The organism is Cupriavidus alkaliphilus (assembly GCF_014191175.1).
In the GTDB taxonomy this organism is placed as follows: domain Bacteria; phylum Pseudomonadota; class Gammaproteobacteria; order Burkholderiales; family Burkholderiaceae; genus Cupriavidus; species Cupriavidus alkaliphilus.
This window is the reverse complement of record NZ_JACHWE010000006.1, coordinates 39,018-56,040: the sequence shown is the minus strand read 5'-3', so window position 1 is coordinate 56,040 and position 17,023 is coordinate 39,018. Positions and strand designations below refer to the sequence as shown.

Sequence of the window (17,023 nt, the reverse complement as noted above, 5' to 3'; positions counted from 1 at the left end):
CGGCATGCAGCCCTTACTCGCGTTAAGCGCAGTGCAGACCGGAATTCAGCAATGCCTTATTCGCCGGCCGGCAGTTTTGCTGCATGATTTCCGGCCCGGGCCCGGACCCGGCACTCAAGACTGGGACAGATCGATAACACCACGTCGGAAAACAAGGGGTTTACCAACACGAGGACGCATCGACACATGAACACCAAGCTGCCGCTTTTCACCCTCTGCGCCGCCTTGCTCGCACCGGCCGCGTGGGCCGGCAACGAACCGCACTGGAGCTACACCGGCCCCACCGGCACCAGCCACTGGGCCAAGCTGGACCAAGCCTACCAGACCTGCGCGCTGGGCAAGCACCAGTCGCCCATCGACATCCGCACCGGCAAGGCGCGCCCCGCCGACCTGAAGCCGATCGGCTTCGGCTACGCCGCGGCGACCGGCACCGTGGTCAACAACGGCCACACCGTGCAGGTCAACCTGCCGGCGGCGGGACAGATCGAACTGGACGGCGTGCCCTACAAGCTGTTGCAGTTCCACTTCCATACGCCCAGCGAAGAGAAGGTCAACGGCAAGACCTATCCGCTGGTGGCGCACCTGGTGCACCAGAATGCCGAAGGCAAGCTGGCGGTGGTGGCCGTGCTGTTCAAGTCGGGCCGCGAGAACGCCGCGCTCAAGCCCGTCTTTGCCAGCCTGCCGGCCAGCGCCGGAGCGTCGCGCGAACTCGCCGCGCCGCTGGACGTGGCCGCCCTGCTGCCGGCGCAGCAGGCCTATTGGTCTTTCACCGGTTCGCTGACGACGCCGCCATGCAGTGAGGACGTGCGCTGGCAGGTGCTAAAGACCCCCGTGGAAGTCTCGCCGGCGCAGCTGGCGGCATTCCGCCGGCTGTACCCGATGAATGCGCGGCCGGTGCAGCCGCTGAATGGCCGGACGGTGCAGGCGAGCCGCTGAGATATTTGCACGGCAGAGAAACTTTCAACCTCGCTTGTGTACGCCCTCTCCCGCTTGCGGGAGAGGGCGTACATCTTCACGACACTGCACGCAGCGCCAGTTCCCCACCCAGCACCAGCAGCCCGCAAAAAAACAACTTCCGAAAGCGCTCCGCACTGATCCGGTGGCGCAGCCACTGGCCCAGGAACATCCCGCCCAGCGCAGGCACCAGCGCCAGTGCCGACGCGCCCAGCACCGGCAGATGCAGCAGCGCCCCGCCCAGCGCCAGGCTGACCGCCAGCGCGATGGTCGACACCGTGAACGACAGGCCCAGCGCCTGCACCAGGCTTTCCTTGTCCAGCCCCAGTCCCTGCAGGTAGGGCACGGCCGGAATCACGAACACGCCCGTGACCGCGGTGATGCCGCCGGTGACCAGCCCGACCAGCGGCCCGAGCCAGCGTTCCGCGCCGGCGGGCACCGTCAGCTTTACCGCCGCCAGCCCCACTACCGCGTACAGCACCAGCGCCACGCCCAGCGCGGAAGTCGCGTGCGTCATCATGCCGGCGGGCACCAGTGCCGCGCACAGCCAGGTGCCGGCGCAGATCGCCGCCAGCATCGGCCACAGCCGCCGCACCAGCAGGCCGAAGCGCGGGCCGCTGAACAGCTGCACCACGTTGGTCACCATCGACGGCGCCACCAGCAGCGCCGCGGCCTGCGCGGGCGGCATCACCAGCCCCAGCATGCCCACCGCGACCGTGGGCAAGCCCAGCCCGACCACGCCCTTGACGAAACCCGCCAGCAGGAAGGTCAGGCCGATAAACACGGCCTGCGCGCCGATCGATTCCATCGTCATCGCCGCGCCTTCAGTCCGCGGCGCGGTCGTGCACCGCGCGGCTGTCCGCCGGCGCCTCATCGCGCGCATCGAGCCCGTAGTCGCGCAGCACCTGCGCCACGCGCAGCCGGTAGCCGGCAAACACGCCGCCGCGCCCGGCCGCCTGCGCCTGGCGATGCGCCAGCGTATTGCGCCACGCGATCACCGCGGCCTCGTCGCGGAAGAACGACAGCGACAGCAGCTTGCCGGGGTTGGTCAGGCTCTGGAATCGCTCCACCGAGATAAAGCCATCGATGGCCTCGAGTTGCGGACGCAGGTGCGCGGCGATGTCGAGGTAGGTGTCCTGCCGGCCCGGCGCGGGCTCGACTTCGAAGATGACGGCGATCATGGTTGTCTCCGTGAGATCAAAGGAAATGCGCAATGCGCGCGTTCAGCGACGGACGATAGCGGAAGGCGCGCGCCAGCGCAGCCGGCTCGGCGCCGCGCGCACGCAGCGCCGCCACCGTGGCGGCGGCCAGCGCCTGCGCCAGCCGGTCGCCGGGGCAGGCATGACGGCCATGGCCGAAGGTCCACGCCCGCGCATCGTCGGCAAGGCCGCTGCAGGAGGCCGCGGCCAGCAGCACCAGCACCGTATCGCCGGCCTTGACGGCATGGCCGCAAAGCTCGGCATCCGCGGCAAGAAATCGGCGCGTATTCTGCACCGGCGGGTCGTCCTGCGCGACACGCGCCACCACGCCTTGCAACGGCATACCGCCGGCGGATGGATCGCGGCCCAGCCACAGCAGAGTATTGCCCGCGAGCCCCGCTGTCGCTTCGCAGGCCTGGACCAGCAAGCCGATGATATTGGCGGCGACCGCCTGCGCCTCGATGCCGGCGGCCAGTGCCGCATGTTGCAGCGCCGGCAGCGGGCCATCAGCCGCTACGCCGCAGGCGAGCGACGAGGCCAGCCACGTGCCCAGCCACCGCGCAGCCTCGGCGCCGGCGCGCACGGAGTCCGTGTCCGCCAGCGGCGACTGGGCGGCGGCAAACGCGGCAACCTGTTGCGCGACCTCGACCACGGTGTCGCGATCGCGCGCCACCGGCAGGCCGAGCACGGATGCCAACGCGACGACCGGCAAGGCAAAGAGCCAGCGGTTGACCGACGCGGCCGGCATGGCAGTGCGCGCGCCGTCGCCGGCATCCAGCACCTGCGCCATCGCGGCGGCCTGCTGCGCGGCCTGGACCGGATCCACCGCCGCCAGCATCGGCATCAGCAGCGCCTTCAGCGGCGCATGCGCGGCGCCATCGTTCATCCGGACCAGCCGGCCGAACAGGTCACCGGCAGCGGTGCCGGCCAGCGCGGGTGGCACCGGCTGCGCGGGCGGCCGCACGCGGCAGTCGGCGTGTGCCAGCACGGCCGCGACTTCACGCGGGCCGGCCGCAACCCACAAGCCCAGCCGGGCATCGCGGAAGAACGGCCGGCTGGCGGCCAGTTCCCGGTAATACGGGTACGGATCGGGATGGGTGACAGCGCTGAGCGGGTCGATCCCGGCGGTCTCTGCCAGCGCTGCAATGCGAGTCTGGTTCATGGTGGCGCGAACGGTAGGTGCCGCGGCAGCGGCGATCTGCGCGCCGCGATGTCCGGCGCACATGCGCATCATGCCGCGCGCCGGCCGGTCAAAGATTCATGGCGGCGTGAACTGTCGAATGCGTGCCGGCAAATGGTTGTATGCTTCAGGCACGGCGTGCCGCGCCCACGGGCGGCGACGCTGGCACCATGGCCTCCCCCACGTTGTCAGACCACGCCGGACCAAGTACGGCGGTGGCGACATGAAGCGGGTTCACGCATTGGTTGTGGCTGGCATCCTGTTGTCGGCATGCGTGTCGACAGGCGTCGACGTGAAGCCCGAGCACCTGTCGAACTTCCTGCCCGGCTTCTCCACCCTCGACGAAGTCACCGCGCAGCTGGGCCCCCCATCGTCGCACGCGACGCTGCGCGACGGGTCCACCATCCTGGTCTATTCGTTTGCCACGTCCCAGCCCCATCCGGAAAGCTTCATTCCGTTCATCGGACCGCTGTTTGCCGGCGGCGCGATCCGGTCTTCGACGGTGCTGTTCGAATTCGACCAGAACAGTGTCCTCAGGAGCCAGAGCCGGACCACCTCGAGCGGGGTCTCGGGATGGAGCATGCTGACACCCGGCGCGCTGCCCGGTGCGCCGCCGGGTGGGCCAGCGGATGCGCCACCGGCTGGGCCACACTAGGCCGCCGGCAGCGCTGGTCCCGCCGCCATTCACACCACCTGGCCTTCGCCGCGCACCGCCGCCGCCAGCGGCGCGTCGTTGCGATGCGCCAGCCGGTACAGCACCGGCAGCACCAGCAGCGTCAGCGCCGTCGACGACAGGATGCCGCCGATCACCACCGTCGCCAGCGGCCGCTGCACCTCGGCACCGGTGCCGGTGGCCAGCGCCATTGGCACGAAGCCGAGCGAGGCCACCAGCGCCGTCATCAGCACCGGGCGCAGGCGCGTCAGCGCGCCCTCGCGGATGGCATGGTCCAGGCCATGGCCGGCCTCGCGCAGCGAGCGGATAAACGAGAGCATCACCAGCCCGTTGAGCACCGCGACGCCGCACAGCGCGATAAAGCCCACCGCCGCCGAGATCGACAAAGGAATGCCGCGCAGCCACAGCGCCAGGATGCCGCCGGTCAGCGCGAACGGAATGCCGGTGAAGACCAGCAGCCCATCCTTGACGTTGCCGAACATGGCGAACAGCAGCACGAACACCAGCCCCAGCGCCAGCGGCACCACCACGCGCAGCCGCGCGGTGGCGGACTGCAATTGCTCGAAGGTGCCGCCCCAGCTGGTCCAGTAGCCGGCGGGGATCGCCACGCGCGCGCGGATGGCGGCCTCGGCCTCGGGCACGAAGCTGCCGATATCGCGCCCGCGCACATTGGCGCTGACCACGATGCGGCGCTTGCCGTTCTCGCGCGAGACCTGGTTGGGGCCCGGCGCCATCTCCACGCTGGCGACTTCGCTCAGCGGGATATAGCTGGTGCGTGCGCCGGCGTCTTTGGGAAGCGCCACCGGCAGGCGCCGCAGCGCGTCGATGTCGGCACGCACGGCCTCGGGCAGGCGCACCACGATATCGAAGCGCCGGTCGCCGCTGAAGAACGTCCCGGACACCTTGCCGCCGATGCCGATCGACACCGCGTCCTGGATCTCGCTCAGGTTCAGGCCGTAGCGCGCGGCCTGGTTGCGGTCGATCTGCACCGTCAGCATCGGCAGCCCGGTGGTCTGCTCGACCTTGACCTCGGCCGCGCCGGGAATGCCCTGCAGCACCGCGGCAATGCGGTTGGCGGTCTGCTCCAGCACGGCGTTGTCGTCGCCGAACACCTTGACCGCCACGTCCGAGCGCACCCCCGAGATCAGCTCGTTGAAGCGCAGCTGGATCGGTTGCGAGAACTCATAGTTGTTGCCCGGCAGCTTGCCCACTTCCGCGCGGATCGCGGCGATCAGCGCGTCGCGCGTGCGGCGCGGCTCGGGCCATTGCGACTCGGGCTTGAGCATGATGTAGCCGTCGGAGATATTCGGCGGCATCGGGTCCGAGGCAATCTCCGCGGTGCCGGTGCGGGCAAAGATGCGCTCGATCTCCGGGAACCTGGCCTTCAGCGCGGTTTCCACCTGCTGCTGCATCGCCACCGATTGCGTCAGGCTGGTGCCGGGGATGCGCAGCGCCTGCACCGCGAGGTCGCCTTCGTTGAGGCTGGGCACGAATTCGCTGCCCAGGCGCGTGGCAATCGCCAGGCACAACACCACGGCCACGCCGGCACCGGCCAGCACCACCGGCGTCGAAGCCAGCACGCGCTCCAGCAGCACCGCGTAGCGGCGGCGCGCCCACGCCATCAGCCGGTTCTCGCGCTCGGCCACGCGGTTGCCGATAAACAGCGCCACCGCCGCGGGCACGAAGGTCACCGACAGCACCATCGCCCCCAGCAGCGCCAGCACCACGGTAAAGGCCATCGGATGGAACATCTTGCCCTCGACGCCAGTGAGCGCGAAGATCGGCAGGTACACCACCATGATGATCAGCTGGCCGTACAGCAGCGGCCGGCGCGCCTCGCGCGCGGCGGCAAAGACTTCCTGCAGGCGCTCGTCGCGCGTCAGCGCGCGTCCCTGGCTGGCCTGCGCATGCGCCAGCCGGCGCACGCAGTTCTCGACGATCACCACCGCGCCGTCGACGATGATGCCGAAGTCCAGCGCGCCCAGGCTCATCAGGTTGGCGCTGATGCGGTAGTGCACCATGCCCGTGAACGTGAACAGCATCGACAGCGGGATCACCAGCGCGGTGATCAGCGCCGCGCGCAGGTTGCCCAGGAACAGGAACAGGATGGCGATCACCAGCACCGCCCCCTCCAGCAGGTTCTTCTTGACCGTGGCGATGGCCTTGTCAACCAGCGAGGTGCGGTCGTACACGGTGACGGCCTTCACCCCCGCCGGCAGCGTGCGGTTGATCTCGGCCATCTTGCGGTCGACCGCCTGCGACACCGCGCGGCTGTTCTCGCCGATCAGCATGAACACCGTGCCCAGCACCACCTCGCGGCCATTCTCGGTGGCCGCGCCGGTGCGCAGCTCGCCGCCGGTCTGCACCGTGGCCACGTCGCGCACGCGGATCGGCTGGCCCTGCGCACTGCCGACGATCACGTCGCCGATTTCATCGAGCGAGCGCACCTGGCCCGGCACGCGCACCAGGTACTGCTCGCCGCGGCGCTCGATATAGCCCGCGCCGACGTTGTCGTTGTTCTTCTCCAGCGCGCCCACCACATCGGCCAGCGCCAGCCCGTACGAGGCCATGCGTTCCAGGTCGGGCGCCACCACGTAGGCGCGTGCATGGCCGCCGATGGCGTTGACCTCGGTCACACCCGGCACGTTGCGCAGCTGCGGCCGTATCACCCAGTCCTGGATCTCGCGCAGGTCGGACAGCGTGTAAGCGGTGCCATCGGGCTTGCGCGCGCCGGGGTCGGCTTCGACGGTCCACAGGTAGATCTCGCCCAGCCCGGTCGAGATCGGTCCCATCGCGGGCGTGATGCCTGGCGGCAACTGGTCGCGCGCTTCCTGGATGCGCTGGTTGACCAGCTGGCGCGCAAAGTGGATGTCGGTGCCGTCGCGGAAGATCACCGTCACTTGCGACAGCCCGTAGCGCGACAGCGAGCGGGTCTGCTCCAGCCCCGGCAGCCCCGCCATCACGGTCTCGACGGGGTACGTGATGCGCTGCTCGGTCTCCAGCGGCGAATAGCCCGGCGCGGCGGTGTTGATCTGCACCTGCACGTTGGTGATGTCGGGCACCGCGTCGATCGGCAGCCGGGTGTAGCTGTACAGGCCCAGCGCGGCCATGCCCAGCACCGCCAGCAGCACCAGCCAGCGTTGCGCAATGGCAAAGCGGATCAGGCGTTCGAACATGCGCGCCTCCCGCTCAGTGCTCATGCCCGGCGCTGGCTTTGCCCAGCTCGGACTTGAGGATAAAGCTGTTGGCCGCGGCGTAGCGCGCGCCGGCCTGCAGGCCCTGGGTCACCTCCACCAGCTTGCCGTCGGTACGCCCGGTCTTGACCGGCTGCACCGCAAACCCGTCCGGCACCGCGACGAACACCACGCTCTGGCCATCGACCTGCTGTAGCGCGTCGGCCGCTATCGTCACCGGCACCTGCACCGGCGCCCCCAGCACGCTGACCGTGACGAACAGCCCCGGGCGCCATGCCGTACCCGGGTTGGCCAGCGTCACGCGCGCCTTGGCGGTGCGGGTCTGCTCGCCCAGCAAGGCGCCGACGTAGGACACCTTGCCTTCGGCCTGCGTGGCGGAGGCGCTGGAGCGCACCGTGACCGCCTCGCCCACGCGCACGCGGTCCAGGTCGCGCGCGGACACCACGAACTCGGCCCATACCGAACTCAGGTCCGAGACCGTGAAGACGCTGGCGTCTTCCTTGACCGCTTCGCCCAGCGACAGGTGCTTCTCGACCACGATGCCGTCGAACGGCGCGCGCAGCGCGAACTGGTTCAGTGCGCCGCCACCGGCCCCGCCGCCCTCGGCGGCGCCGATCGCGGTGAGCTTCTGGCGCGCGTTCTGCACCGCGATCTGCGCCTCTTCCAGCGCGGTGCGCGCCTGCTGGTAGTCCTGCTCGGCGGAGATCTTCTCCTGCCACAGCGTCTTCTCGCGCGCATAGGTGGCCCGCGCCAGTGCCTCGCGCTTCTGCGCGGCCAGCAGTTCGCTGCGCTGCTCCGCCACCGTGGTGCTGGCAATCAGCGCCAGCACCTCGCCCTTGCGCACCGCCTGGCCCAGGTTGGCCGGCACCGCCTGCGCCACGCCCGCGACGCGCGGCACCACGTGCGCGGTGCGGTCGTCGTTGAAGCGGATCTCGCCGGGGAAATCGACGCTGCTGCGCAGCGCCGCGGCAGCGGCGGTGGCCATGCCGATGCCCGCCTGTTCGATCTGCGCGGGCGTCAGCGCAATCACGTGCGGCTTGCCTTCGGCTTGCGGTTGCGCCGCCGGCGCGCTCGCGTCGGCATGCGCCCCCGCCTTGTCCCCCTTGCCGTGCTCGTGCCCGTGCTCGTCGCCATGTTCGGCATGCCCGTGCGCGTCCTCGCCGGTGGCGCTGCCACCCTTGCCGGTGAACAGGATCGCTGCGCCGCCCAGCAGCCCCGCGACCAGGATGGCCACCACGGCGGCCCGTTGTTGCTTGCTCATTGCCATGTTGGAGCTTCCGTATCAGTGTCCGAGGATGCGGTCGATGCTGGCCGCCGCGTCATAGGTGCGGGCCAGCACGTCCAGGTAGCGGATGCGCGCCTGGAACAGCGTGCGCTGGGCGTCCAGCACGTCGAGGAAATTGAACTTGCCGGCCTCGAACCCGCGCGACGCGGCGGCGTAGGCCTGCTCGGCCGCGGGCAGCACCGAGGCCTGCAGCGTCTGCGCCGCGGCGCGCGACACCGACAGCTGCGTCGACGCCTGCTGCAGTTCGCCCTGCAAGCGCACGCGCGTGGCGGCATGCGCATCCTGCGCGCCGTCGGCACGGCGCAGCGCCGCGTACAGGTTGCCCTGGTTGCGGTCGAACAACGGCAGCGGAATCGCCACGCCCAGCACCGCCATGTTGCGGTTGGCCTCGTTGTCGCGCTTGGCGCCCAGGCTGACGGTCACGTCGGGATACTGGCGGCTGCGCTGCACCGCCACTTCGGCACGGCTGCGCTCCGCCGCCAGGCGGCTGGCCGCCAGCAGCGGCGAGTCTTCCAGCGCCGCCTGCAACGCGGCCGGCGCGGGCCGCGACGGCAACGCATCGAGATCGCCCTGCGCCTGCGCAAAGCGTGGCACGCTGTCGCCCCACAGCGCCGCCAGCGACTGCCGCGCGGACTGCAGCGCGCCGGTGGCCTCGGCCAGCTCCAGCTCGGCGTTGGCCTGCTCCACCCTGGCGCGCGTGGCTTCCAGCGGTGCGACCTTGCCGGCGGCCACGCGCCGGCCCGCGGCATCGGCGGCCTGGCTGGCGATGCCGACCGAGCCCTCGGCCAGCCGGACGCGCTCCTGTGCCACCAGTACGCCGAAGAAGCGCGCGATCACCGCGGCGCGCAGCTCGGCGCGGGTGCTGCCCAGCTCGGCCTGCGCCAGCTCGCGCCCGCGCTCGGCCAGGCCGATGCGCGCAGCGCGCTTGCCGCCCAGCTCGATCGGCAGGTTGACCTGGCCGGTGGTCGAGCGCGAGGCCTTGCGCGTGTCTTCCATCGACACCGCCAGCTCCGGATTGGGCAGCACGCGCGACTGGATCAGGTCGCCTGCGGTGGCGTCAAGCTCCTTGCCGGCGGCGGACAGCGTGAAGCTGCCGGCTTCCGCGAGCGCCAGCGCGGCATCGAGGGTCAGGGTCTGGGTCGGTGTCCCGGCCGGCTGTGGTGCGCCGGCCGGCGCGGCAGCCGGTGGCAGCGCCACGGTGGCGGGCGGCGTCTGCGCGACGCCGGGGAAAGGGCTGGATAGCACGGCCGCCAGCCCGAGCGGCAGCAAAAGTCTTCGCATCGAATTGCACCAGAAGAAAACCGGGGAAATTCGGCGAGACGCCCGGCGTCATGCGCTCATGACGCCAGGAGGCGATCGCAAGGGATCGGGATAGCGGGGAAGCTCGTCTCGCCGGCTAAGCGAGACGCGGCCACTGCGGGCGGTCGGGCGCCCGCGCGCTGTGCGAGGAGAAGCTGGGTTGCGGCACCGGCGGCGCCAGCTCCACCCGGCGCAGCGCAGGCACGTCCTGCGCATCGGCCGGCGCGAAGGGCAGCGAGGCGATATGGCAGACGCCGCAGTCGGGGTCCGCCAGGTTCAGCTTGGCCTGGTCCTGCGCAGGATCGGCTTGCTGCTCCGGCTTGCCGCTGCCGGCCTGGTGCCGGTGCTCGTGGTGGCCGAAATGGGCCTTGGCCGACGCCGCGACCTCGTGCCCGCAATACGCGGCGGCTCCCGCCCAGGCGAACTGGAGCGGCAGGACGAGCGCAAGGAGGATGAGGAGGAGCCGTTGCATGAATCGTGAGAGCGGCGCTGCAGGCATGACAACCGGGGCGCCGACAGCGAGCCGCAAGTTTAACCGAGGCGCGGCCGGCATTCGGGCAACGGGGTCATTACATTTGCGTCATGGCCTCGGCACGCAGGGCTGCGCGCAAGAATTCAATATTTTTGAATAACTCATCCGGCAAAGCGCCCGCTTTCCCTGCTCATGGACTCCTATAGTTCCGTACATGAACGGCACGCACACAACGCAACGCCTTCTGACAAATTCAACAAGCTAACGGAGAAACCACCATGACCAAGACCGCTCGCATCGTTTCCGCCCTGTTCCTGTCCCTGGCCGCGCTGGGCGCCGCGCAAGCCGCCACGGCCGCCGACGCGCTGCCCGGCGACAAGTACGGCTACAGCTTCCGCAGCACCGTGGCGGGCGACAAGTATGGTTATGAATTCCGCAGCCACGACGCCTTCACCGACGGCGCCCGCGCCGGCAAGGCCGACCCCTTCACCGACGGTGCCCGCACCGTGGCCGGCCTGGACCGCAGCGGCGTGTCGGCCACCCCGGGCCGCAGCTTCGACGCCTTTACCGAAGGCAGCCGCGCCGGGAAGTTCGATCCCTACGGCGAAGGCGCCCGCGCCTGAGCGGCCAACGCCTCACGCCAGCGTGAAAACCAGCAAGCAGGCCAGCGCAAGCGCTGGCCTTTTGTCATTCGTCGCGCCCCAGCCGGTGCATGGCTTCGCGCAGCGTGCGCATCTGCGCGCTGAAGCGGGTGCAGGCATCGCAGATCGCCAGGTGCGAGCGCACGCGCAGCCGCTCCGCCCAGGACAGCGGCAGGTCCAGGCTCTTCATGGTCAGGTGGTGGACCTCTTCGCAATCCGGTAGCAGCCGGCGCGGCGGGCGGGAGGGTGGGGTTTCCGGCATCTTTGTCCGTAACGGTTCGCTGGCGTGGGCGTCGGCGGGCTCAGCCCGCCTTGCCGGGACGGCCGCGCTGGCCGAACCAGTGCAGCTCCAGGCATTCGCGCAGGCGCATGCGGGCCCGGTACAGCATCGCCCAGGCATTGGTCGCGCTGATCTGCAAATGCTGACAGATTTCCTCGGTGTCCAGCTCCAGCCATTCGCGCATCATGAAGATGCGGCCGGTGCGCGCCGGCAGGCGGTCTACACATAGCTGCAGGATCTCGAAGAACTCGCGGCGCTCGAACGCGCGCTCCGGGTCGCCCCAGTCGGAGGGCGGATCCTGGTAGTGGCCGTTGCGCGTGAACAGGGCGTCGAAGGCGTCATCTTCGGACTGCGGCTGGCCATCGCCGTCGGTGGCCAGCGCCAGCCTGACCTCGCGCCTGCCGCTGCGCAGCGCGTCGATGATCTTGTGCTTCAGGATGCCGACCAGATAGGTGCGCAGCGCGGACTCGCCGGCAAAGCGCTCCGGATGCTCGAGCGCCGCCAGCAGGGTTTCCGAGACGGCATCCTCGGCCACCGCCTCGTCGCGCAGCTGCAGGCGCGCGAAGCGCAACAGGTAGGGGCGTAGCGCCTGCAGTTCGGCGGGGTCGAGGCTCATCGGGGATCAGGGGCGGTTGCCTGGACGGATGCGCCATCATACCCGCCTACCCTTCGCCGGTATGCCGCGGTGGTCAGCCGATCCCGCGGAACTGCCCGCACAGGCGGAACACGTCCATCGACAGCGGGATCCCCTTGGCCTTGCCGTAGCGCGTCGCCAGCTTCAGCAGCTCCTTGATGTCGCGCCCGCTCGCGGTGGGGTAGGCGTTAATCAGCGCATCGATCAGCGCATCGTCCAGTCCGGCGCCGAACTGCGCAGCCTGCAGCTGCCACAGCCGCACGGCATCCTCGCGGCACGGCGTGGTGTAGTGGATGGTGGCGATGCAGCGCGACAAAATGGCATCGTCGACGTCGCCGATGCGGTTGGTGGTCATGAACAGCAGGCCGCTGAAGTACTCCAGCGTGCGCAGGAACTCGGCGACGATGGCGTTGTGCTCGAGGTCGTTGTCGCGGCGGCGGATATAGACGTCGGCCTCGTCCAGCAGCAGGATCGCATTCCAGCGCATGGCGCGGCGCAGGATGGTCATCAGCGTCGCCCCCACCGACGCCGCGGTGGTGCCCAGCTGCCCCGAGTGCACGCGGTACAGCGGCTTGCCGACCACCTCGGCATAGATCTCGGCGGTCAGCGTCTTGCCCAGGCCTGGCGCGCCCTGGCACAGGATGGTGGTGCCGCCCGACTTGCCCGGTACGAAGTCCGGCGCCAGCATGTCCATGTGCGAGGTCAGGATGTCGATCAGGTCGCGGTGGTGCGCGGGCAGCACCAGCTTGTCGCGCAGCGCGGGCTGGTAGCGATACTCGGCCAGGTGCTGCACGTGGACCCAGATATTGCGGTGCCATTCCAGGTGGAACAGGTGCACGTAGCCATGCAGCGGCACCCGCTCGAAGCCGTCCATGATGCCCGCCTCGCGCCAGAACGACGGGTCGCAGGTCATCTCGAAACGGCGCTCCAGACGCTCTTCGTCGTTCACGCAGCGCGCGCCTGCGACATCGGCAATCGGGATCAGCTCCGCCGCGCCCTTGGCATCGACCGAGAACGCCGCGCGCGTCGCCACGAACTGCGCGCCGAAGCCGCGCTGGCAGCGCGCGAAGCGCTGCGCGTGCTGCTCGTATTCCTGGCGGAATTCCGCGCACTCCTTGTAGAAGCCGAACTCGGCCAGCAACTCAGGGATGGTGCGGTTGGCAATATCGTCGCGCGTGATCACCATCGACGTGGTCATGCCGGAGCGGCGCAGGTGGTGGTCGGTCAGCGCGGAGTTGGCCGACTGCATCGTGTTGGCGAGCAGGTCCACCACCACGTACGGCATGCCCTGCTCGGGCAATACGTGGCGCATGCGGCGTACCAGCCAGGGCAGCAGCACGCCGTCGCGGTTGCGCTGGTACAGCCAGCCATCGATGGCATCGCGCGACAGGTAGGCGGCCAGCCCCGCCACCAGCTGGTCCAGTCCCGGAATCACGCGTGCCTGCGGCGCGTTGTAGATGTTGTCCAGCGCCAGCATCTGGAACATCAGCGCGCGCTCGTTCTGCGTCTTGCTGAGCGTATAGAGCGAACTGAGCGCATGCGCGTCGAACAGCTTGCTCGACACCAGCATATTGCCGTGGCACACGCCATGCTGCTGCAGCTGCCGGGCCAGCGGCGAACCGGTTTCGATCATCGCCAGCAGGGGATGGATCAGCGCCTCCGGAATCTCGAAATCCATGTACCGCACTCCCGTTCAATGGCGTGGCCGCGCCCGGCCAGCGGCCAGGGTTTCACTGCAGGAAGAAATCGATCGCGCGCTCGACCACGTGCGCATGGATGACATGCGGCCCGTCGAACTCGACGTATTCCACGTCATAGCCCGCGGCGCGCAGCCTGGCCGCATGCGCGCGGCCGCTGGCAATCGGCAATTGCTCATCGGCCAGTCCATGCGCGACAAATACCTTGGGAATGCCGGTCTGCATGAACACCGACATGAAGCCGCCGGAGAACGCGATCACATGGCTGGCGATATCGCCATTGGTAATACCCAGCGACAGCGCATAGCTGGCGCCATCCGAGAATCCGGCAAAGGCCAGCCGCCGCGGATCGATCCGGTGGCGGCTGGTCACCGCGGTCAGCGCCTGGTGCAGCCGCTGCAGGTCCGGACCATTGCCGCCGATGACGATGTCCCAGGTGGGATAGAGCGAATGCGGGGCCAGCACCAGGAATTTGTGCCGCTGCGCGTGCGCTTCGAGATGCGGCAGGACTTTTTCGGGGAAGCCGCCGGCGCCGTGGAACATGACCATCAGCGGCGCCGGCTCATGGGCTGCCAGGCCGTGCGGGACGAACAGCACGGCATCGCGACCTTCCCGCATTTCAATGGCATGGTGCCCCGGCGGCAGCGGTGCACCGGTGGGAGGGCCTGTCGTAAAAGACAGCCGGCCGAGCAGCGACGGGTCGATCATGACGGCTCCATTGCATTGATATTTTGTATATTACATACGGAAAGACGTTTGCGCCACTCCGAGTGACGCTGCGGGAGGGCCATGTCAGCCTGGACTGCCACGGGTGTGGACGGCTGCAACGCAGCGAAATGAACCCCCGAAAGGCCGGGTCGGGATTTGCCGATATTTTCGGTAAACTTTTAGACTTTTCTGAAGGCCAACCGGGCACCGAATAGCGAAGATAGTCCGCATCGCCCGCAAGCAGGCGACAGGCTTGTCGGAGTGTTATTCCGATTTTTGCGAGCTTCCCGCCTGGCAAACCCCAGACAGCCATCTAATTCACGGCGTGCCGCGTAACTTCGATTCAAGCGGCCCGTATTATCGGTAGTGAGCAGCAAATATGTCGAAGCAGTGGAAGGTATGGCTGGCAAATCTCTGCATTGGCCTCTACCGGGCGCTTTGCCCGAGACCCCGTGCCTCTGGCCCAAGCCAGTCATTCAGCCGTATCGTCGTATTTTCGACCACGGCCCTGGGCGATTTCATGTTCAACACGCCTGCCATCCGTGCCCTGCGAGAGAAGTATCCCAACGCCCGCATCACGCTGGTCGCGAATCCCAGGAACCGGGACCTGGTGAGTGGCTGCCACTTCGTCGACGACGTGATTTATTGGGATCACAAGGCCAAGAGTCTTGTCGCGACCATCCGCAGCCTCCGCCGGCGCCGACCGGAACTGGCGATGATCCTGCATTCGAAAGCGCCCTATGATGTCGTCGCTGCGACCCTGGCCGGCTGCACTTATGTCTTCAAGAATATCTATGACGACGAGCAGCCGGGTCTGGAGCGGTGGCTGGCCGGGGCGACACGGACATGCGATGCGGGTCACCTGATCCAGAGCAAGCTGAACCTGGTGGGGCAGCTAGGCTGCAACACGACCAACGCCGAGATGTTCGTGCCTGTTCATCCTGCCAGCGCCAGTTCACCGCGGAAAACCATCATCGGATTCCAGCTGGGCGCGTCGCAGCCGGTCCGCTGCTGGCCGGTCGGGCATTTTGTCCAGCTTGCCAGGAGTCTGCTGGCTGAAAGCCATGAAACCCAGATTGCGCTAATCGGCTCCGATAAGGAAAGCTTGTTGGCAAACCACTTGCTGGCTGCCCTGACGGAGCCGGAAAGACAACGCGTTATCAACTACGTCGGTCGAACCAGCTTGTCAGAACTGCTCGGCGCCATTCAAGGCATGGCGGTCCTTGTCAGCGGCGACACCGGTCCGCTGCATCTGGCGATCGCGCTCAAAGTCAGAACGGTCAGCCTGTTTGCCACCGCCTGTCCGACGAAGACCGGTCCCTACCAGGACCCGGCGTTGCACAAGGTGATCCGGTTGCCGGCAGATGCCGCAGCGATGACGACGGCGCTGCAGCCAAGCCCGATGAGCCTTATTGCGGTGGAAGACGTACGGCAAGCGGTCGTCCACGCGATCCGGGGCGCCGAGGTACAGGATCGGCCGCGGTTGCCGGACGCAGGTCGAACTGTCCGCGTGCCTGCCGGACTGAGCCCCGCCTGATTTCCTATACTCCGCCTTGCACCTTTCACGCGGAGCCAAACCATGGATTACACCCCCGGCATCAGCCACCTCGCCAGCCTGCTCGCCGATCCTGGCCGCGCCGCCATGCTGTGGGCGCTGATGGATGGCAGCGCCCGCCCGGCTGGCGAGCTGGCGCTGATCGCCGGCCTGTCGGCGTCTTCCACCAGCGGGCACCTGGCGCGCTTGTCCGAAGGCGGCCTGCTGGTGGCGGAGACGCGCGGGCGCAACCGTTATTACCGGCTGGCGGCACCGGAGATCGGCGTGGCGATCGAGGCGCTGGCGTCGGCGTCGCTGGCGAGCCAGCCGCCGCGGCTGCGCGCGGTGCCGGTGTCGCGCACGGCACCGCCGGCGCTGCGCCAGGCGCGCACCTGCTATGACCACCTGGCGGGGGAACTGGCCGTGGGCCTGTTCGAACGCATGACGCAGTCGCGCTGGCTGATGCAGGACGGCCAGCGCGTGGAGCTCAGCGGCGACGGCGCGCAGGCGCTGGCGCGGCTGGGCGTGGATGTGGACGCGGCGCGCCGCAAGCGGCGGCAGTTTGCCTGCACCTGTCCGGACTGGAGCGAGCGCAAGCCGCACCTGGGCGGCGCGCTGGGCGCGGCGCTGCTGGGCGGCCTGCTGGCGCGCGGCTGGGTCGAGCCGACGCGCACCTCGCGCGCGCTGCGCGTGACACCGGCGGGCCAACGCGAGATCATCCGCATCGCGGCCTAGCGTGCCGCGGCAACTGGAGAAAGAAGATGGCCACACCGCTGGACGACGACACGCAGGACGCGATCGCGCGTTTCTTCGCCCTGATCAATCTTGACGACAGCGCCCAGACCTCGGCGCAACTCGCGATGTTCGAGGATGCGCTGCTCGAGGCCGAGGACGACGACACCGACGGGCCGGAACTGCTGTGGGTGATCCGCGAGGTCATCGACTGGCAGTCCGGGTTCTTTGTCGACTGGAAGGACGCGCAATCCTTTATCGGCTGCCTGACCCAGTTGTGCGAGCGCATGGACCTGGAGCTCGACTGGGGCACCGACGATCCCGAGGACGAGGATTTCCTCGAGAGCACCAGCGTGCCGGAACTGATGGAGCTGGCGCACAACCAGCTGCGCGTGGCCGGCTATACGCTATGGAACTGGGATACCGGCGGCGACGCCTACGCCGGCTGGATCACGCGCAGCGAGGATGACGAAGAGATGCTGGACCTGGCCGAGATCCTGCGCTTCGAGGTGCGGCCCGCGGACCAGCCTTATTGATCGCC

The 17,023-nt window shown here is 68.7% G+C and carries 18 protein-coding genes; 7 read left to right on the top strand and 11 right to left on the bottom strand.

The features are described 5' to 3' along the window. Nucleotides 1-186 precede the first annotated feature (186 nt). Entirely contained in the window at nucleotides 187-936 is a 750-nt protein-coding gene (locus tag FHX60_RS20390; RefSeq protein ID WP_183284422.1) for a carbonic anhydrase, read from the top strand. A 76-nt stretch (nucleotides 937-1,012) separates the two neighbouring features. On the opposite strand, the gene FHX60_RS20385 is transcribed toward FHX60_RS20390, so the two are convergent. From FHX60_RS20385 to FHX60_RS20375, 3 genes are read right to left on the bottom strand one after another with little or no spacing between them, the layout of a single operon-like run. Next, entirely contained in the window at nucleotides 1,013-1,768 is a 756-nt protein-coding gene (locus FHX60_RS20385) for a sulfite exporter TauE/SafE family protein (protein WP_183284421.1), read from the bottom strand. Between the two features lie 10 nt (nucleotides 1,769-1,778). After that, nucleotides 1,779-2,135, bottom strand: a complete 357-nt coding sequence (locus FHX60_RS20380) for an antibiotic biosynthesis monooxygenase family protein (RefSeq protein ID WP_092314573.1) — start codon at nucleotides 2,133-2,135, stop codon at nucleotides 1,779-1,781. A 16-nt stretch (nucleotides 2,136-2,151) separates the two neighbouring features. Beyond that, complete coding sequence (locus tag FHX60_RS20375) at nucleotides 2,152-3,315, bottom strand: cytochrome P450 family protein (RefSeq protein WP_183284420.1); 1,164 nt, start codon at nucleotides 3,313-3,315, stop codon at nucleotides 2,152-2,154. A gap of 241 nt (nucleotides 3,316-3,556) precedes the next feature. Between FHX60_RS20375 and FHX60_RS20370 the strand changes: the two genes are divergently transcribed. Continuing rightward, nucleotides 3,557-3,988 (top strand): hypothetical protein, encoded by a 432-nt coding sequence (locus FHX60_RS20370; RefSeq protein WP_183284419.1) that lies wholly within the window; start codon nucleotides 3,557-3,559, stop codon nucleotides 3,986-3,988. A 29-nt stretch (nucleotides 3,989-4,017) separates the two neighbouring features. On the opposite strand, the gene FHX60_RS20365 is transcribed toward FHX60_RS20370, so the two are convergent. The 4 genes from FHX60_RS20365 to czcI form a co-directional block, all read right to left on the bottom strand. After that, on the bottom strand, nucleotides 4,018-7,182 hold the full coding sequence (locus tag FHX60_RS20365; protein ID WP_183284418.1) for a CusA/CzcA family heavy metal efflux RND transporter: 3,165 nt from the start codon (nucleotides 7,180-7,182) through the stop codon (nucleotides 4,018-4,020). 13 nt (nucleotides 7,183-7,195) lie between these two features. Beyond that, a complete protein-coding gene (locus FHX60_RS20360) occupies nucleotides 7,196-8,467 on the bottom strand; it encodes an efflux RND transporter periplasmic adaptor subunit (protein ID WP_112775753.1) in 1,272 nt (423 codons plus the stop codon). A 15-nt stretch (nucleotides 8,468-8,482) separates the two neighbouring features. Next, on the bottom strand, nucleotides 8,483-9,766 hold the full coding sequence (locus FHX60_RS20355; protein ID WP_112775752.1) for a TolC family protein: 1,284 nt from the start codon (nucleotides 9,764-9,766) through the stop codon (nucleotides 8,483-8,485). Between the two features lie 115 nt (nucleotides 9,767-9,881). Beyond that, nucleotides 9,882-10,256: a cation efflux protein, CzcI family gene (gene czcI, locus FHX60_RS20350; protein WP_112775751.1), complete on the bottom strand. Its 375-nt coding sequence runs from the start codon at nucleotides 10,254-10,256 to the stop codon at nucleotides 9,882-9,884. On the opposite strand from czcI, the gene FHX60_RS20345 reads away from it, so the two are divergent. Both FHX60_RS20345 and FHX60_RS20340 read left to right on the top strand, forming a co-directional pair. Then, on the top strand, nucleotides 10,255-10,416 hold the full coding sequence (locus FHX60_RS20345) for a hypothetical protein (RefSeq protein ID WP_183284417.1): 162 nt from the start codon (nucleotides 10,255-10,257) through the stop codon (nucleotides 10,414-10,416). The genes czcI and FHX60_RS20345 overlap by 2 nt on opposite strands. A 118-nt stretch (nucleotides 10,417-10,534) precedes the next feature. Beyond that, the gene (locus FHX60_RS20340) at nucleotides 10,535-10,879 is read left to right on the top strand and encodes a hypothetical protein (protein WP_183284416.1); all 345 of its coding nucleotides are present in this window, start codon (nucleotides 10,535-10,537) and stop codon (nucleotides 10,877-10,879) included. A 64-nt stretch (nucleotides 10,880-10,943) separates the two neighbouring features. Here FHX60_RS20340 and FHX60_RS20335 read toward each other — a convergent pair whose 3' ends face one another. The 4 genes from FHX60_RS20335 to FHX60_RS20320 form a co-directional block, all read right to left on the bottom strand. After that, entirely contained in the window at nucleotides 10,944-11,159 is a 216-nt protein-coding gene (locus tag FHX60_RS20335) for a zf-HC2 domain-containing protein (protein ID WP_112775749.1), read from the bottom strand. A gap of 40 nt (nucleotides 11,160-11,199) precedes the next feature. After that, the gene (locus FHX60_RS20330; protein ID WP_183284415.1) at nucleotides 11,200-11,793 is read right to left on the bottom strand and encodes a sigma-70 family RNA polymerase sigma factor; all 594 of its coding nucleotides are present in this window, start codon (nucleotides 11,791-11,793) and stop codon (nucleotides 11,200-11,202) included. A gap of 73 nt (nucleotides 11,794-11,866) precedes the next feature. Continuing rightward, complete coding sequence (locus FHX60_RS20325; protein ID WP_183284414.1) at nucleotides 11,867-13,489, bottom strand: ATP-binding protein; 1,623 nt, start codon at nucleotides 13,487-13,489, stop codon at nucleotides 11,867-11,869. Nucleotides 13,490-13,541: 52 nt separating this feature from the next. Further along, nucleotides 13,542-14,216, bottom strand: a complete 675-nt coding sequence (locus FHX60_RS20320) for an alpha/beta hydrolase (RefSeq protein ID WP_183284413.1) — start codon at nucleotides 14,214-14,216, stop codon at nucleotides 13,542-13,544. A 379-nt stretch (nucleotides 14,217-14,595) separates the two neighbouring features. Here FHX60_RS20320 and FHX60_RS20315 point away from each other — a divergent pair, with 379 nt between their 5' ends. The 3 genes from FHX60_RS20315 to FHX60_RS20305 are packed head-to-tail and all read left to right on the top strand — an operon-like array spanning nucleotide 14,596 to nucleotide 17,018. Beyond that, the gene (locus FHX60_RS20315; protein ID WP_183284412.1) at nucleotides 14,596-15,753 is read left to right on the top strand and encodes a glycosyltransferase family 9 protein; all 1,158 of its coding nucleotides are present in this window, start codon (nucleotides 14,596-14,598) and stop codon (nucleotides 15,751-15,753) included. A 42-nt stretch (nucleotides 15,754-15,795) separates the two neighbouring features. Further along, nucleotides 15,796-16,485, top strand: coding sequence for an ArsR/SmtB family transcription factor (locus FHX60_RS20310; RefSeq protein WP_112775744.1), 690 nt, complete (start codon nucleotides 15,796-15,798; stop codon nucleotides 16,483-16,485). Nucleotides 16,486-16,511: 26 nt separating this feature from the next. Further along, entirely contained in the window at nucleotides 16,512-17,018 is a 507-nt protein-coding gene (locus tag FHX60_RS20305) for a DUF6630 family protein (RefSeq protein WP_112775743.1), read from the top strand. The last annotated feature ends 5 nt before the right edge of the window (nucleotides 17,019-17,023 follow it).

What these genes read in the sequence shown, in the direction of transcription:
- FHX60_RS20325 (WP_183284414.1), bottom strand. Translation starts at nt 13,489, where the DNA reads ATGGATTTCGAGATTCCGGAGGCGCTGATCCATCCCCTGCTGGCGATG.
- FHX60_RS20330 (WP_183284415.1), bottom strand. Translation starts at nt 11,793, where the DNA reads ATGAGCCTCGACCCCGCCGAACTGCAGGCGCTACGCCCCTACCTGTTG.
- FHX60_RS20390 (WP_183284422.1), top strand. Translation starts at nt 187, where the DNA reads ATGAACACCAAGCTGCCGCTTTTCACCCTCTGCGCCGCCTTGCTCGCA.
- FHX60_RS20355 (WP_112775752.1), bottom strand. Translation starts at nt 9,766, where the DNA reads ATGCGAAGACTTTTGCTGCCGCTCGGGCTGGCGGCCGTGCTATCCAGC.
- czcI (WP_112775751.1), bottom strand. Translation starts at nt 10,256, where the DNA reads ATGCAACGGCTCCTCCTCATCCTCCTTGCGCTCGTCCTGCCGCTCCAG.
- FHX60_RS20340 (WP_183284416.1), top strand. Translation starts at nt 10,535, where the DNA reads ATGACCAAGACCGCTCGCATCGTTTCCGCCCTGTTCCTGTCCCTGGCC.
- FHX60_RS20345 (WP_183284417.1), top strand. Translation starts at nt 10,255, where the DNA reads ATGAATCGTGAGAGCGGCGCTGCAGGCATGACAACCGGGGCGCCGACA.
- FHX60_RS20315 (WP_183284412.1), top strand. Translation starts at nt 14,596, where the DNA reads ATGTCGAAGCAGTGGAAGGTATGGCTGGCAAATCTCTGCATTGGCCTC.
- FHX60_RS20335 (WP_112775749.1), bottom strand. Translation starts at nt 11,159, where the DNA reads ATGCCGGAAACCCCACCCTCCCGCCCGCCGCGCCGGCTGCTACCGGAT.
- FHX60_RS20385 (WP_183284421.1), bottom strand. Translation starts at nt 1,768, where the DNA reads ATGACGATGGAATCGATCGGCGCGCAGGCCGTGTTTATCGGCCTGACC.
- FHX60_RS20370 (WP_183284419.1), top strand. Translation starts at nt 3,557, where the DNA reads ATGAAGCGGGTTCACGCATTGGTTGTGGCTGGCATCCTGTTGTCGGCA.
- FHX60_RS20320 (WP_183284413.1), bottom strand. Translation starts at nt 14,216, where the DNA reads ATGATCGACCCGTCGCTGCTCGGCCGGCTGTCTTTTACGACAGGCCCT.
- FHX60_RS20310 (WP_112775744.1), top strand. Translation starts at nt 15,796, where the DNA reads ATGGATTACACCCCCGGCATCAGCCACCTCGCCAGCCTGCTCGCCGAT.
- FHX60_RS20305 (WP_112775743.1), top strand. Translation starts at nt 16,512, where the DNA reads ATGGCCACACCGCTGGACGACGACACGCAGGACGCGATCGCGCGTTTC.
- FHX60_RS20360 (WP_112775753.1), bottom strand. Translation starts at nt 8,467, where the DNA reads ATGGCAATGAGCAAGCAACAACGGGCCGCCGTGGTGGCCATCCTGGTC.
- FHX60_RS20365 (WP_183284418.1), bottom strand. Translation starts at nt 7,182, where the DNA reads ATGTTCGAACGCCTGATCCGCTTTGCCATTGCGCAACGCTGGCTGGTG.
- FHX60_RS20375 (WP_183284420.1), bottom strand. Translation starts at nt 3,315, where the DNA reads ATGAACCAGACTCGCATTGCAGCGCTGGCAGAGACCGCCGGGATCGAC.
- FHX60_RS20380 (WP_092314573.1), bottom strand. Translation starts at nt 2,135, where the DNA reads ATGATCGCCGTCATCTTCGAAGTCGAGCCCGCGCCGGGCCGGCAGGAC.